Source organism: Vibrio sp. Vb1554 (assembly GCF_033344235.1).
The window spans coordinates 126,035-139,922 of sequence record NZ_JAWPOJ010000003.1 but is presented as its reverse complement, the minus strand read 5'-3'; the positions used below and the strand labels follow the sequence as shown (position 1 = coordinate 139,922).

Sequence of the window (13,888 nt, the reverse complement as noted above, 5' to 3'; positions counted from 1 at the left end):
AATGAAACTAAGAGCTCTAAGTCGCTAGCAGCCATTTGGAGTGTTTATTACACAAATAATTCTGAATGGACTCGCTTTCTAAAGGCTTAAAACTGCAGTAAATCATCAATATTGATGAAATGCAGTTCAATTAGAATGAATCAATTTCAGTCGGCAAACTTTCTTTCGGTAGTTATAAACCAATGAACACATTTAATAAATTTTTGGGGATATCAGTACTTCCTATCCTTCTTACAGGGTGTACTTTGCCTGGTAGCCACCTTTCGGTCAGTGACAAAACAGTCATGAGCACTGAATCGAGTGATATAGAGTCTCAGGTTACCGTTTATCCCTTAACTTTGGAGCGCGTAACGTCTTTAAATTCAGTGGACCCTTTTTCAAAACCAAACCCAGAGTTAGATATTGAAATCGCAAAATATGAATACGAAGTAGGACCTGGCGATATCCTAAATATCACTATTTGGGATCACCCAGAGCTAACGATCCCAGCGGGCTCATACCGAAGCTCAGCCGAAGCGGGTAACTGGGTGCATTCGGATGGCACGATCTTCTACCCTTACATAGGTGTCGTACATGTTGAAGGCAAAAACGTACGTCAGATTCGTGCAGACATTGCAAGCCGCCTTGCAAAATACATTGAGAGCCCACAGGTCGATGTAAGCGTTGCGGCATTTCGCTCTAAAAAGACTTATGTAACTGGCGAAGTTAACAAGCCAGGACAACAACCAATTACAAACATCCCCCTTACACTTCTAGATGCTGTGAATAGAGCTGGCGGACTGGCTGCCGAGGCTGATTGGCGTAATGCGACACTGACACGCAATGGCGTTGTTGAAAACGTCTCTTTGTATGCTCTGATGCAACAAGGCGATTTAACTCAAAACCGCCTTCTAAAGCCTGGTGATATTGTTCATATTCCTCGAAACGATGCGCAAAAAGTATTTGTTATGGGCGAGGTTAACGATCCGAAATTACTCAAAATTGATCGTAGCGGCATGAGCCTTACTGAGGCTCTTAGCAGCGTTGGTGGTATCAGTGAAATCTCCGCAGATGCTACCGGTGTGTTTGTCATCAGACGTTCAAAAGAAGAAGCTAAAATGGCGGACATTTATCAGCTAGATGTTTCTGACGCTTCTGCTTTGGTGATTGGTACTGAGTTTGATCTCAACCCTTACGACATAGTCTATGTGACGGCTGCACCTGTTAGTCGTTGGAATCGTGTGATTGCTCAGCTCGTTCCAACCATTTCCGGCTTTAATGAACTAACTGAAGGTGTACTACGAGTACGCACTTGGCCGTAAAACAACGTGCCGCAAGAAACTTATCTCTTGCGGCACGTAATCGATAGCTACTCAGCTCAATTGCGCAATATAAAGAAGCCAGCAATTCAGTTGAGATCATAAGCATACAATTTAAAGTAGGGTAAGCATTTGTTTTCTAATATTCTTGTCGTCTGTGTCGGTAATATTTGCCGCTCTCCAACAGGAGAGCGGCTTTTGCAGTCTTTACTACCAAACAAACATGTCGCATCAGCAGGAATCGCAGTAGATAAGAGCCATCTAACGGGAAAAGCTGCTGACGAGATGGCAACCACTATCGCGAACGAACATAGCGTAAGCTTAGATGGACACGAAGCACGACAATTAACACCTGAGCTTTGCGCTCAATACGATCTGATATTGGTTATGGAAAAAGGTCATTTAGAAGCCTTAACCAAAATCGCTCCTGAGGCACGAGGTAAAACGATGCTGTTTGGACAGTGGATAAATGAACAAAACATCCCTGATCCATACAGACAAAGTAGAGAAGCTTTCGAACATGCATATACGCTTATAGAAAAAGCAGCAAAAGCGTGGTCTCAAAAACTATAAGCCGCAAGGCTAAATAAACGCCAATGGCAAGGTATTTAAGAAGTTAAAGTAATGACAACACAAACTATTAAGCAATCACGTCAAGCCGACGATGAGATCGATTTGGGAAAGTTATTTGGGATCATTCTCGATGCCAAATGGCTCATTCTATGTACCGTAGTCCTATTTTCGATTATAGGCGTCGGCGTTGCCATTCTATCAACACCTATCTATAAAGCTGACGCTCTTATCCAAATCGAAAGTAAGAGTTCAGGTGGTATTTCAGCGATGGTTGGTGATATGGGAGAGCTGTTTTCAGCAGAATCATCAGCGACAACAGAAATAGAGATCATCAAATCTCGTATGATCTTGGGCGGTACTGTTGATAAGTTCAACTTAACGACTGTCGTTTCTCCAAACTACATGCCAATTATTGGTAAAGGCCTAGCTCGACTACAAGGTGAGCAAATCAGTCTGAGCGTTTCACGATTTAATGCTCCTTCTTACGCAGTTGGCGTTCCTTTAACTCTTGAAGTTATTGATTCTGAAAAACAGACGTTCAGGCTCTTAGAAGATGACAATAACGTCATTCTAGAAGGTAAAGTTGGTGAACTGCTTGAGAAGAATGGATACCAGTTTTTGGCGACTGAACTTGTGGCTCAAACTGGTGACTCATTCACGGTCAGCAAAATCAGTAAATTAGATGCAATTAATAAACTTCAAGAAAACTTATCGATTAGCGAACGTGGTAAGCAAACCGGGATTATATCTTTAAGCTTCTCTGGTGAAGACCGCGCTAAGATTCAAGATATCTTGAACGACATTAGCCAAAACTACTTCTTACAAAACGTTCAAAGAAATTCTGCAGAGGCAGAGCAAAGCCTCGAGTTCTTGAAAGGTCACCTCCCAGACATCAAAACAAAACTGACCGCTTCTGAAGACGTTTTAAATCGGTTCCGTCAAGAAAATGAATCTATCGACTTAGGCCTTGAAGCTCAGTCAACGCTGAAAGTAATGGTTGAGTTAGAAGCACAGCTAAATGAGCTTACATTCAAAGAAAGTGAGATCAGCCAACGCTTCACACAGGATCACCCAGCTTATAAGTCGCTACTTGATAAACGTGAAACACTATTAAAAGAGAAAGAACGTCTTAATAAACAAGTTCAAAAGTTACCGAAAACACAGCGTGAAGTTCTGCGTATGACACGCGATGTAGAAGTAAACCAACAAATCTACATCCAACTATTGAACAAGGTTCAAGAGCTCAACATTATTAAAGCCGGAACAGTTGGCAACGTTCGAATCTTAGATAACGCTCAATCTTTCTCTAAGCCAATTAAGCCGAAAAAAGCGCTTATCGTTGTGCTAGCAACACTGCTTGGCGGTATGGCAGGCGTTGCTTTCGTATTAATTCGTGCAGCATTCCACCGTGGTGTGGAAACACCAGATCAAATTGAACAGATTGGCATGCCAGTTTACGCAAGCGTTCCAAAATCTATTCAACAACTGGAATTTGCAAACAAGCTTAAGCGCAACAAAGGCAGCAACAATGAGCTAGTCCTTCTAGCGGAAGCTAACCCAGCCGATCTTTCCATTGAGGCTCTACGTAGTCTTCGCACTAGCTTGCACTTTGCAATGATGGAAGCGAAGAATAACGTTCTTATGATTTCAGGTCCTGCACCATCTATCGGCAAAACATTTGTATCGACCAACTTTGCGGCCGTCGCTGCGAAAACCGGTCAGAAAGTGCTGCTTATTGATGCGGATATGCGTAAAGGTTATTTGCAGCAATGCTTCGGTCTACGTTGGGACAACGGTCTTTCTGATTACTTGAGCGGTAAGACATCCCTTAGCAACATCATTAAATCTACATCCATTGATAATTTAGATGTTGTGACTCGCGGCCAAGTACCACCAAATCCGTCAGAACTTCTTATGCACCCTCGCTTCAAGAGCTTTGTTGACGAGATGTCTGCACAATACGATCTAGTCATCATCGATACGCCGCCTGTACTCGCAGTTACCGACCCAAGCATTGTTGGCGCGCTTGCAGGAACAACTCTGATGGTCGCTCGTTTTGATCAAACGACTTTGAAGGAGATTGAAGTCGCGCAAGGTCGCTTCGAGCAATCAGGCGTTGAAGTTAAAGGTGTGATTCTCAATGCAGTTGAGAAAAAAGCATCTAACTCATACGGCTATGGATACGGCTACTATAACTACGCGTACAAAAGCGAATCATAACTTGAATTTAGATCGCTAATTAAACCAAATATGACAAAGCCCTGCTAGAAACAGCAGGGCTTTTTCTATTGCACTCTTAATTGCTTGTACGTAATCAAACTAAGCAAGACAAAGAATATTGGGTCACTCCAACCAAAACCGACAAATACTCCGATAATGCCGGCATAGGTAGTAATCACTGCCCCTAAGCCATTAGTAATCAATAATGCTTTAAACAGCTGTTTCGCTGTATGCCCTGATTCCACATTACGTAACATCAAACTCACCGCAGCGATTCCACCTAAAAAGATCGAAGTATGCTGCGATAAAAACAGCGCGTACTGGTCGTTAATTTGTACTCCATAGATCGGCCACATTATGGTTGGTACAAAAAACAACGCAAAAGCGAATACCGTATATACGACACCATGAACGGTTAGAAAAGTGCGGTTGGTCATCATCTCCTTATCCTCTAATAGGCCCTTGATTGAGCGTCGTTAACGGCACATTGATATCGAAAATTTGACCTCGTACTTCGACTACGCCCATTTTTCGTAAGCGTGCGGCATGCATTTCGAGATAAGCTTGCGCCGTGGCTTCATCTTCAAAAAGATAGATACCACCACCGAGTTTGTCTTTTTCGCTTTCCGTCCAGATTTTCCAAATCATGCCCGGCTCTTGGTTAATCGACTTAGCTAAGTCGACCAGAGCATTCGACATCTCGTCACCAAACGGACCATGAAATTCAAAATCAACTTGCAATAATTTCGCCATCTTGAGTCTCCTCTTCTTATTGACTCGTTTTCGATGACAAGATTATTACCTTTATAAAACTGACAGCAAAGTTCATAATTTCGCCATTAACTGTCTAAAAAATTGACTCATGAGACTAAAAACGACCTTAGAACAATGGCAAACGCTACAAGCGATTAATCAAGAAGGCAGCATTCAATCCGCAGCTTTACTGCTCAACAAGAGCCATACCACATTGATCTACTCGGTGAGGAAGTTAGAAGACCAACTTGGTATTCAACTTATCGAAGTACGAGGGCGCAAAGCGGGTTTGACAGAGCACGGCAAAACCATACTGCGTCGTGCACAATCCATGCTTGAACAAGCGCGGGAACTAGAAGTCATCAGCGAGCAGTTAAAAAGTGGGGTGGAATCTCAAATCACGGTCGCAATAGATCATCTTTGTGACCCTTGTTGGCTTTATGCACCACTCAGTCAATTTTTGGAGGACAACAACACGACCTCCGTTCAAGTGGTTGAAACGTCACTGAGCAAAACAACCGAAATGGTCGTAAATGAGCTCGCTGACATCGCAATCATCAACTTACCGATAACCAACTACCCTGCCGAAGCATTTGGCGTAACAACCATGCTGCCTGTAATCGCAGCACACCATCCACTCGCTAAAAAGCCGCATGTTTCCATCGACGATTTTGCAACCACCAGCCAAATTGTCATCCGTGACTTAGGTGATTCAGACAAAACGAAAAGAGATGTGGGTTGGTTACGCGCACGTCAGCGTATTACCGTCGATAACTTCGACCACGCTTTTCACGCCGTAGAGCAAGGCGCTGGATTTTGTCGGCTACCAGCGCACTTAGTCGCAACCCGCAAGAGCGATAAAATTAACGTATTGGAGATCGAACACTCCCATCAATATCAAGTTGCGCTGCACCTCACTTTGCCCAAAGGAGCCAAAAGTGGTCCTGCGACTCAAGCGCTTTATCGTACTTTACTCAAAAGTGTAGAAACTCGAATCTAGCAACAGTGGTATTGAGTTGAATCGCTAGTGTTATCGGCTATTGATTCTCCCTAAATATAGAGAAACGGCCATTTTGTGACGCTACACTCTCACAAAAGGTTGCACGAAGGATAGCGACCACCTACTATCACTCTGCTCATGCCTAAAGCACCCAACACTCGCGGAAAGAACTCGGTTCACGGCAATATCCTCACCTGCTTGGTTTAGCAGGCACAATCTGTTTTTACCTTCTTTTTAGCTTCTATATAGGCGAGTGTGGAAGAAATAAGAAAGGTGAAATATGAACTCTACAAATAGCTTCTCGATCAATATCAATCAGCAAAAATCCATTGCTAAAAAAAGGCTCAAAGCTATCCGCCTATACGATGACGCCATGTTGGAGTTAGTTAAGCGATTTCACTCCAAACCAGAATCTTTGGCTCCCAATACAATTCAATTGGCTGACGTTCAACATGCACTCGCAAGAGAACTTGGCTTATCCAGTTGGAGTAAACTAAAAGCTCATGTCGAAGAGCTAGAAGCGCACAAACTAGCCATCAAACAACAAAAACCGCCCCTAGATGCGAAAGTAAAAACGCTACACGTTCGTTGCGGTCACGATATACAACAACAGCTTAAAACCAGTGGATTTGAAGGGACATTTTTAGCCCTGATCGATCCGCTTTGTATTGGCCCCATACCAGCAACACCGCAGAACTTCCTTGCCATTCGGGCCCAATATGTCGTAGAGACTCTGCTGCCTGTGATGAAGCGTGAAGACTCGGTTCAAGATATAGTCACATTGGAACAATCAAACCTCGATCTGTTGCAAAGTGATGTATTTGAACGAATCGTCTTTTGGGTCGAACATGACAGTTATGATCAATTGATGCTAATTCGTGCTCTAACACAGTTAGAGAATGTAGAGAATAAAGTGATAGAGATCATTGAGTTGAACCAGTTCCCGGGCACTGAGCGATTCATCGGCTTTGGGCAGTTGCCTGAAGAAGCTATTCGTTCTTGTTGGCGATACCGTAAACCTGTGACAGCAAAATTATTCAGTCAGGCTAAACGGTGTTGGCACGCTATTACATCACCTACACCTATTTCCATAGTTAATTTGATTCAGCAGCATAACCTGGATTGCTTGCCCAATATACTCAACGTGCTTAAACGCCATTTGCAAGAGTTACCTAATTCACAAACTGGATTGAGCTTGACACAACACCTCGCACTAAAGGTCTTGAGCTCGCAAAATCGTTCAATTCCCATCAAAGATTGGTTTGAGCAATATCAACAACTAGAACATCTTCCTTACCTAGGAGACGTGATGTTTTACGCGTTACTCCTCCCTCTAGCACAGTGTCAAACACCTTTGATCACGATTGAGTCACGTGAAAGGCACTGGTGGGAACAAAGCGTCCGTATCACTGAGGCTGGCAAGCAGTGTTTGGAAGGCTTAATACGAGCGAAACAATGCTATTGGGTTGGAGGGATTAAAAATACCAGTCAAAGTTATTGGAGCTGGGATCACCTCCAACTAACTACACTTGCCAACCATCATTGAGTTGACAAATATGAAAGCATAAAGGGTTCGTTGGCTCTGATGAACACTCAATACTAAAGTATCGCTAAAGAAGCGACCGCTAGCCTGAATATAACTTAAATAGTTATGCAGAAATGCATCCACTCAAAGAGAGTATGCACTCTATCTCTTATTAAAATTTATTGTAAATCCTCTTTGTTATCGGTTGTATATTCGATAAAAGTGTTAAAATACAAACTTTTCATCCGGCCAATTCGTTAATATTTGGTTAAAGTCCCATTTTTATTAGTGATAAAGTTCACATCTATTAACCATTTAGAGGATTATTCTTTCGTATTTTCTCACTCCGCTGCTAATCTGCTCGCCGCTTTGAAGTGAACTCAAGGTGCATAACTATAAGGAGTGTTCTCATGAATACCAAGAAACCGATGTCGCTTACCAGCCGCGTAATTTTAGGTATGGTTGCGGGTATCTTGACAGGATTTGCAATTCGCACACTTTTTGCCGACAACGGATTTGTCGACGCATACATTGTTAATGGATTATTCGAAGTTGGTGGACAGATCTTCGTTGCCAGCTTAAAAATGCTTGTTGTACCGCTAGTATTTGTTTCGTTAGTTTGTGGTACTAGCTCTCTCAAAGACCTCTCTACACTGGGTCGCATGGGCGGTAAAACCCTCGCTTTCTACGTTACGACAACGGCTATCGCGATTACGCTTGCTCTAACTATGGGTACTCTATTCCAGCCAGGGGCAGGAGCAGATCTAACGGCAGCAAGTTCATTCAAATCAGCCGAAGCGCCATCTTTAGGTCAGGTGATCATCGATATGTTCCCGACCAACCCAATCAGCGCAATGGCAGAAGGTAAAACTCTGCAAGTTATCGTGTTCGCCGTGCTATTCGGTATCGCGATCAGTGCAGCGGGTAAACCAGGCGAACGCATCGCAGCATTCTTCTCTGATCTGAATGAAGTGATCATGAAACTGGTCGCGATTTTGATGAACTTGGCGCCTTATGGGGTGTTCTTCTTAATGGCGAAGCTATTTACTGGTCTTGGTCTGGGCGCGATCGTCAATCTGGCAGAGTACTTCTTAGTACTGGCTGGTACGCTTGTCCTACACGGTCTAGTTACTTACAGCTTAATGTTAAAAGGTTTCACAGGTCTAAACCCAATTACGTTCCTACGTAAGATGGAAGACGCGATCATGTTTGCTTTTTCTACAGCATCATCGAACGCGACGATTCCAGTGACAATGGAAACAGCAAAGCACCGCATGGGTGTTGAGAACCGTGTATCATCGTTCACTGTACCACTTGGTGCAACCGTGAACATGGACGGTACGGCGATCATGCAGGGCGTAGCAACTGCGTTTATTGCTCAAGCTTTCAATATTGATTTAACTATGGGCGATTACCTAATGGTTATCATGACGGCAACTCTGGCGTCTATCGGTACCGCAGGTGTTCCTGGTGTGGGTCTTGTCATGCTTGCTATGGTATTGAACCAAGTTGGTCTGCCTCTAGAGGGCATTGCACTTATAATGGGTGTTGACCGTCTTCTTGATATGATTCGTACCGCGGTAAATATCACTGGTGACAGTGCAGTAACCGTCATCGTTGCAAAATCAGAGGGTGCATTGGATGAAGCTCGCTTCAACGACCCAATGGCAGGCGTAGCCGAAGAAGAAGTGCACCTGAAACGCGCGGAAGCTTAAACCCTTCCAAGTTAAATTATCCTGTCTAAGCAAAAACCACCTTACTCTAAGGTGGTTTTTTATTTCCAATTAACCCGAAGTCAAAAAGGTTTAGATAAAATTCTCGTCCCCCGAGGTTGTTTCAATTACTAATCGGTAAGTAGTTAGAAAGTAGTTAGATTCTATATTAGCTCATCTAGAGGGTTAAGATAACTCGCCTATGTTTATCACTTTGAAAATGATATAAGGAACATTTTCATCATATAGAGATACAAATTCCATTATCAAATTAAAGTTCAAAACCAAATCGCGATAGATAGTAGTCTGATAATTAAGTTGGTACTAAGATACATACATCATAATTTCATGTTTAAAAATAGTCTTTTTTATTCATTTTCTCATTTCCAATACTTGCATTAGGTTTCAACGAAAGTATGTTCGATTTTTTTAAGAAATTTAAATATACATTAAGCCCAGAGGTAAAAGGTACTTTAGTTCTTGATCAAAGACCTCTAGAAAATGTAACGGTTTACTTAGAAGCTAATTTTTTAAAAAATAATTACAAAAGGAGTTCAAGTACTAATGAGTTAGGTGAATTTCACTTTAAACCAGTCATACATGCTCAAAGGTTCAAAGAATCAGCTTTGAATCAAACATATTCATATATCGGAATATATACCTATATAAATGAAGAAAAGAAATATATTTGGGAGTCTCAGTTAAACTACGTTTCACCACCTATATTTATAGAGGACAACTTAAGTAATCTTTACTGTGAGCTTGAAGATACCGAGTTTCGATACTTTTTCAAGAATATCAATCTAGATAATGCTGGAGATCTAATGGTTATTAGCAACTGCAATTTAAATGGATTTTTATATAAAAGACACTTTTCATAGAGTTTATGATTGTGATGATTATTAAACTCAAAGTTCTTTAAAAGCAAAAGCTATACCTGCACGCCTCAATCAAGTTTAAACATATCAATCAAAGTGCTAATTCGCAGAATATTTCTCTAAAGTAATTCACTACTTAACTTTCGTATACTCCTGATTCTACATAACCAGTTAGTTTGCACTGACTGTACACATAAGTATCATCTTCACCATTTCCAAAATAAGAAAAAGCGAAGTAGTAAACTTCATTGGTTACTTCACAATTCAAATTTCCCATATTTTCTCTAGCAAACTCATAAGTCTCATAACCATCAATTCAAGACTCCCATATCGTCACCTCTTCTCCATTTGCTAGATGAGTCTTCAAGAAAACGAGCACGTATTTCTGATCTAAGTTCAATAAGTCTTGAGACTCATGCTCTTCCAATGCAGGGAAGGCAAACGATCCGTTAGCATCAGTAATAGTTTGAAACTCATGAATGGTTCCACGCACATCGACTCGGAGGACCACTAATTGAGATGACAACGGTTTTCCGTTCAAAGTTAGCATACCAATAATATCTGGCGTATACATGTACATGAAAGGTTTCTCTTAGATAAAAACTTGAATCTGAAAGTACCCTTTCAAATCGAGCAAATCTACTACGGAAAAACGTATTGTGACGAGCTCGTGTGCTTTGAGTAAATGTTAAAAATAACAATTTCTTGTTTGCGCTAAACCAAACATAGAACATGTTTGATGGGCCATACCTACTCCACCATCGAATTCAGTTTTTCTCTAGCTTGTGCTTCGTGTTCTTTAGTGATGGCATTACCGACTGAGTTCGCGGCTAAGGTAAGTGCCGCCATATCATCGGTAAAACCGACGCCAGCTAGTACGTCTGGCACCATATCTGTTGGTAGGACGAAGTAAGCCAGCGCGCCACCTAAAATAGCCTTGTGGCGAACAGAGGTGTTGGAATCTGCCATCGCGAGCCATGATTTTATGCCCATTACGGCAATTTCTTCACCCGCTTTCTTAACCGACCCTTTCATTTTTCGCCAGAATGTTTTCTCATCTGGCGCTTGCATCGTTTGGTCTAAGACGTCATCGGACGCCGAATTTACAGACATGCTTGTGGTCATCGTGCCTCCTAAATTTATGACTGTGGCAAAGATATTAAGACGATGAACCTGAACGTAGGATTAATAGCGAGTAATGATAATGAAGAAAGGAAACAAAATGGCTAGATAAAAAATCCCCAAACCGAAGTCCGGGGATTATTGCCTTGGAAACAAAAAGTTTTGGAAATCAAATGTCTTGGAAGCCAAATGGTTTTGAAACCAAAAACTTTGGGAACCAAGCTTTAGAAGCAGAATGCCTTATTGAGCAATCTTCTCCAATACACGCATAAGCATTTTGATACGTGGTTCGATAGACTCAAGCAACAAGTACTCTTGGTCACTGTGGAAACCTGCACCGATAGGTCCTAGACCATCCAAAGTTGGAACTCCAAGAATTGCCGTATTGTTTGCATCAGAGCCGCCACCCACTTCTTTCCAGTTGATGTCGATAGCCAGTTCACTTGCTGCTTCTTCAACTAATGCCATCAAGCTTTCAGTTTGCGTGCTTGGCACCATAGAGGGTTTGTAAGCTTCACGAACCAACTCGATGCTAACGCCATCAACGAATGGTGTTTCCAGCATGCCGTTTAGCTTGCTATCGACATCATCGTATTCTTCATTACTCCAGAAACGCACATCCACGATCGCTTCAGCGTGCTCAGGGACGATGTTTGCGCCGTTACCGCCAGACACAATACCCACGTTTAATGTGGTGCCAGATTCGAAGTTCGTCATGGCATTGATTGCGAGAATCCAGTTCGCCATCTCGGTAATTGCACTGCGGCCATTTTCTGGCTCGTTGCCAGCGTGGGCTGCAATGCCATTAAACGTGATTTTGTAACGCGCCATGCCTTTGCGCGCTTTGACTAAACCTCCGTCTGCGCGTGCTGCTTCTGCCACCAATACGTTTTTCGCGTTTTTTGCAACAGATTGAATCCAGTCGACCGAATCTAACGATCCGGTTTCTTCGTCTGGGTTCATGCAGATACAAATCGACAGTTTATCCAACACCGCTTGGTCGAGGTTACGCATCGCGTACACAATATTCAGCAAGCCAGATTTCATGTCCGAGACACCCGGACCGTACGCTTTGTCAGCGTCTTGAGACATAGGACGTAATCCAGCGGTGCCGACAGGGAACACTGTATCCATGTGACCAATCAGCATCACGTCAACTTGCTCAGCCTCAGGCTTGTTTCGAACTTCAAGACCGATGCCCGCTCTGCCACAGTCGATGCGTTTTACGCTCCAACCTGACATCGCTTGGTACTTCTCTTCAAATTGAGAAGCGATAAACTCAATGCCATCAGTGGTGTACGTGCCACAATCGACATTGATGAGAGGACGAAGTTCTTCGAGATATTCATTGAGAGAAAACTGCATGATTGCCCCCTAAACAAACAAGTTCATGACTAGCATTGCGCCAAATGCGTTCAATACGGAAATCGCAATCATAATTGGGATGTAACGACCTTCAGTACCGATAGGTCCCATAATTCGACCCATGTACTGAACCTGTGAGCCCATTAGGTAAATTGCAGGTGCAAGAATCGCGATGTGCGTACCGTTCAAGATGCCTTGGTCAAACAATGTGATAACCACGCCAACTGCCCCGCCCATCGACATCCAAGCACCAATCAGCACCGCAGCCGCTTCACCTGGCAAACCAAAAACCGCCATTACTGGAGAAAATACCGAGCCCATCAAATCCAACGCGCCAGTAATCTGCAACGCCTTAATGATGACAAACGCCATAAGAACGTTAGGCACGGTTGATGTTGTCGCAATAACCCAGCCTTTTTTAGCGCCTTCAACGAAAATATCCGTCACCATCGGCTTACTTACTTTTACGTCACTCATTACGCCGTCTCCTCTTTTAAGTTCTCAGATTTGCTTTGCTCTTGCTTGTCTTCTTTACCTTCTGTGATGTTTAGGTAGATACGGAATAAGTTCGCACCCACGATTTTAAACAAGAACATCACCACAACCGCCAAACCAATAGAAGACGTTACGGCAAGCGAGCCATCCGCCATCGTCAACGTAAACAGCACCGCCCCTGAGGAGAAAAAGTTAACAATGGTGGCACCAGCGGTGAACTGGAACATAGTGAACACATCGGTTTCGCGTTTGGTAAGATGGCCTTCATCTTTAAGCTGACGAGTCATCGCAGCGCCCGCGTCGGTACTTTGCAGCGAAGCGATAAGAGCCAAACCAGAGTTACCCGGAATACCCATAATTGGACGAAGAAGCGGCGTTAACAGTTTGCGTGCCGCTTCTAGTGCGCCATAGTGCTCAAGTACATTGATCATACCCAGTGCGAACATAACGGTAGGAATCAAAGTAAGTGCAAAAATGAAACCGTCACGTGCACCGCTACCACCAGTACCACGAAGCGACGTTGTTGCAACTTGCACACCGTCAGCCGTTTCGGTGACACCATAAGCCACCTTGCCAAAAGAGCCATTCAACGTGGTGAAATCAAATACGCCATACCATTCGTTCGATTGCATGAGACCAGAAAAGAAGACGACCGCAAACGCCAGTGCAAAGTAGCACCCCAGCGTAACCTTGCGCTCGGTTTGAACAGGATTTTTCATAACATTACCTACACATGTGGGACAGGACACATATGCTCACCCGAATAATGTGCTAGAGAGATGATCAAAATCAATCCGCCTGCCGAACATTCTGGCGACTCAGTTATGAAGTTTTGTTTTATGATTTTAATCACATTTGAAAGATAATAAAAATTTGTGCTAACAATTAGGTATATTAATCTATATCGATACCTCAGGACTTCTTCATTAATCCGACCAATGATTCCA

14 protein-coding genes are annotated in these 13,888 nt (G+C 43.0%); 7 read left to right on the top strand and 7 right to left on the bottom strand.

Going from position 1 to position 13,888, the window contains the following annotated elements; translation table 11 throughout:
- Window positions 1-182: 182 nt before the first annotated feature.
- The 3 genes from R8N28_RS04135 (at window position 183) to R8N28_RS04125 (ending at window position 4,091) form a co-directional block, all read left to right on the top strand.
- A complete protein-coding gene (locus tag R8N28_RS04135) occupies window positions 183-1,301 on the top strand; it encodes a polysaccharide export protein (protein WP_017820139.1) in 1,119 nt (372 codons plus the stop codon).
- A 129-nt stretch (window positions 1,302-1,430) separates the two neighbouring features.
- Complete coding sequence (locus tag R8N28_RS04130) at window positions 1,431-1,871, top strand: phosphotyrosine protein phosphatase (protein WP_031780905.1); 441 nt, start codon at window positions 1,431-1,433, stop codon at window positions 1,869-1,871.
- A gap of 51 nt (window positions 1,872-1,922) precedes the next feature.
- A complete protein-coding gene (locus R8N28_RS04125) occupies window positions 1,923-4,091 on the top strand; it encodes a polysaccharide biosynthesis tyrosine autokinase (protein WP_005374875.1) in 2,169 nt (722 codons plus the stop codon).
- A 65-nt stretch (window positions 4,092-4,156) separates the two neighbouring features.
- Here R8N28_RS04125 and R8N28_RS04120 read toward each other — a convergent pair whose 3' ends face one another.
- Window positions 4,157-4,528 carry a hypothetical protein gene (locus R8N28_RS04120; RefSeq protein ID WP_065275509.1) on the bottom strand — a complete coding sequence of 124 codons (372 nt, stop codon included), beginning with the start codon at window positions 4,526-4,528 and terminating at the stop codon, window positions 4,157-4,159.
- A 7-nt stretch (window positions 4,529-4,535) separates the two neighbouring features.
- Window positions 4,536-4,844 (bottom strand): monooxygenase, encoded by a 309-nt coding sequence (locus R8N28_RS04115; RefSeq protein WP_005374871.1) that lies wholly within the window; start codon window positions 4,842-4,844, stop codon window positions 4,536-4,538.
- Window positions 4,845-4,953: 109 nt separating this feature from the next.
- Here R8N28_RS04115 and R8N28_RS04110 point away from each other — a divergent pair, with 109 nt between their 5' ends.
- The 4 genes from R8N28_RS04110 (at window position 4,954) to R8N28_RS04095 (ending at window position 9,962) form a co-directional block, all read left to right on the top strand.
- Window positions 4,954-5,844, top strand: a complete 891-nt coding sequence (locus R8N28_RS04110) for a LysR family transcriptional regulator (protein ID WP_065275510.1) — start codon at window positions 4,954-4,956, stop codon at window positions 5,842-5,844.
- 280 nt (window positions 5,845-6,124) lie between these two features.
- Window positions 6,125-7,390 (top strand): DUF1835 domain-containing protein, encoded by a 1,266-nt coding sequence (locus tag R8N28_RS04105; protein WP_065275511.1) that lies wholly within the window; start codon window positions 6,125-6,127, stop codon window positions 7,388-7,390.
- A gap of 389 nt (window positions 7,391-7,779) precedes the next feature.
- Complete coding sequence (locus R8N28_RS04100; protein WP_054576578.1) at window positions 7,780-9,084, top strand: dicarboxylate/amino acid:cation symporter; 1,305 nt, start codon at window positions 7,780-7,782, stop codon at window positions 9,082-9,084.
- A 413-nt stretch (window positions 9,085-9,497) separates the two neighbouring features.
- The gene (locus tag R8N28_RS04095; RefSeq protein WP_237289121.1) at window positions 9,498-9,962 is read left to right on the top strand and encodes a DUF6795 domain-containing protein; all 465 of its coding nucleotides are present in this window, start codon (window positions 9,498-9,500) and stop codon (window positions 9,960-9,962) included.
- 313 nt (window positions 9,963-10,275) lie between these two features.
- Here R8N28_RS04095 and R8N28_RS04090 read toward each other — a convergent pair whose 3' ends face one another.
- The 5 genes from R8N28_RS04090 to R8N28_RS04070 all read right to left on the bottom strand — a co-directional run bounded on the left by R8N28_RS04090 (window position 10,276) and on the right by R8N28_RS04070 (window position 13,660).
- Window positions 10,276-10,539 (bottom strand): DUF6795 domain-containing protein, encoded by a 264-nt coding sequence (locus R8N28_RS04090; protein ID WP_082240197.1) that lies wholly within the window; start codon window positions 10,537-10,539, stop codon window positions 10,276-10,278.
- A 170-nt stretch (window positions 10,540-10,709) separates the two neighbouring features.
- Window positions 10,710-11,084, bottom strand: a complete 375-nt coding sequence (locus R8N28_RS04085) for a YkvA family protein (protein WP_065275513.1) — start codon at window positions 11,082-11,084, stop codon at window positions 10,710-10,712.
- A gap of 237 nt (window positions 11,085-11,321) precedes the next feature.
- A complete protein-coding gene (locus R8N28_RS04080; protein WP_017820131.1) occupies window positions 11,322-12,446 on the bottom strand; it encodes a M20 family metallopeptidase in 1,125 nt (374 codons plus the stop codon).
- A gap of 9 nt (window positions 12,447-12,455) precedes the next feature.
- Window positions 12,456-12,923 carry a YjiG family protein gene (locus tag R8N28_RS04075; RefSeq protein ID WP_005458317.1) on the bottom strand — a complete coding sequence of 156 codons (468 nt, stop codon included), beginning with the start codon at window positions 12,921-12,923 and terminating at the stop codon, window positions 12,456-12,458.
- Window positions 12,923-13,660 carry a nucleoside recognition domain-containing protein gene (locus R8N28_RS04070; protein ID WP_025612621.1) on the bottom strand — a complete coding sequence of 246 codons (738 nt, stop codon included), beginning with the start codon at window positions 13,658-13,660 and terminating at the stop codon, window positions 12,923-12,925. Before R8N28_RS04070 ends, R8N28_RS04075 begins: the two co-directional genes overlap by 1 nt.
- Window positions 13,661-13,888 lie beyond the last annotated feature (228 nt).

Bases quoted from the DNA above. Each gene is read 5' to 3' on its own strand.
- R8N28_RS04135 (WP_017820139.1), top strand. From the start codon at position 183: ATGAACACATTTAATAAATTTTTGGGGATATCAGTACTTCCTATCCTT.
- R8N28_RS04125 (WP_005374875.1), top strand. From the start codon at position 1,923: ATGACAACACAAACTATTAAGCAATCACGTCAAGCCGACGATGAGATC.
- R8N28_RS04120 (WP_065275509.1), bottom strand. From the start codon at position 4,528: ATGACCAACCGCACTTTTCTAACCGTTCATGGTGTCGTATATACGGTA.
- R8N28_RS04115 (WP_005374871.1), bottom strand. From the start codon at position 4,844: ATGGCGAAATTATTGCAAGTTGATTTTGAATTTCATGGTCCGTTTGGT.
- R8N28_RS04110 (WP_065275510.1), top strand. From the start codon at position 4,954: ATGAGACTAAAAACGACCTTAGAACAATGGCAAACGCTACAAGCGATT.
- R8N28_RS04105 (WP_065275511.1), top strand. From the start codon at position 6,125: ATGAACTCTACAAATAGCTTCTCGATCAATATCAATCAGCAAAAATCC.
- R8N28_RS04100 (WP_054576578.1), top strand. From the start codon at position 7,780: ATGAATACCAAGAAACCGATGTCGCTTACCAGCCGCGTAATTTTAGGT.
- R8N28_RS04095 (WP_237289121.1), top strand. From the start codon at position 9,498: ATGTTCGATTTTTTTAAGAAATTTAAATATACATTAAGCCCAGAGGTA.
- R8N28_RS04090 (WP_082240197.1), bottom strand. From the start codon at position 10,539: ATGTACATGTATACGCCAGATATTATTGGTATGCTAACTTTGAACGGA.
- R8N28_RS04085 (WP_065275513.1), bottom strand. From the start codon at position 11,084: ATGACCACAAGCATGTCTGTAAATTCGGCGTCCGATGACGTCTTAGAC.
- R8N28_RS04080 (WP_017820131.1), bottom strand. From the start codon at position 12,446: ATGCAGTTTTCTCTCAATGAATATCTCGAAGAACTTCGTCCTCTCATC.
- R8N28_RS04075 (WP_005458317.1), bottom strand. From the start codon at position 12,923: ATGAGTGACGTAAAAGTAAGTAAGCCGATGGTGACGGATATTTTCGTT.
- R8N28_RS04070 (WP_025612621.1), bottom strand. From the start codon at position 13,660: ATGAAAAATCCTGTTCAAACCGAGCGCAAGGTTACGCTGGGGTGCTAC.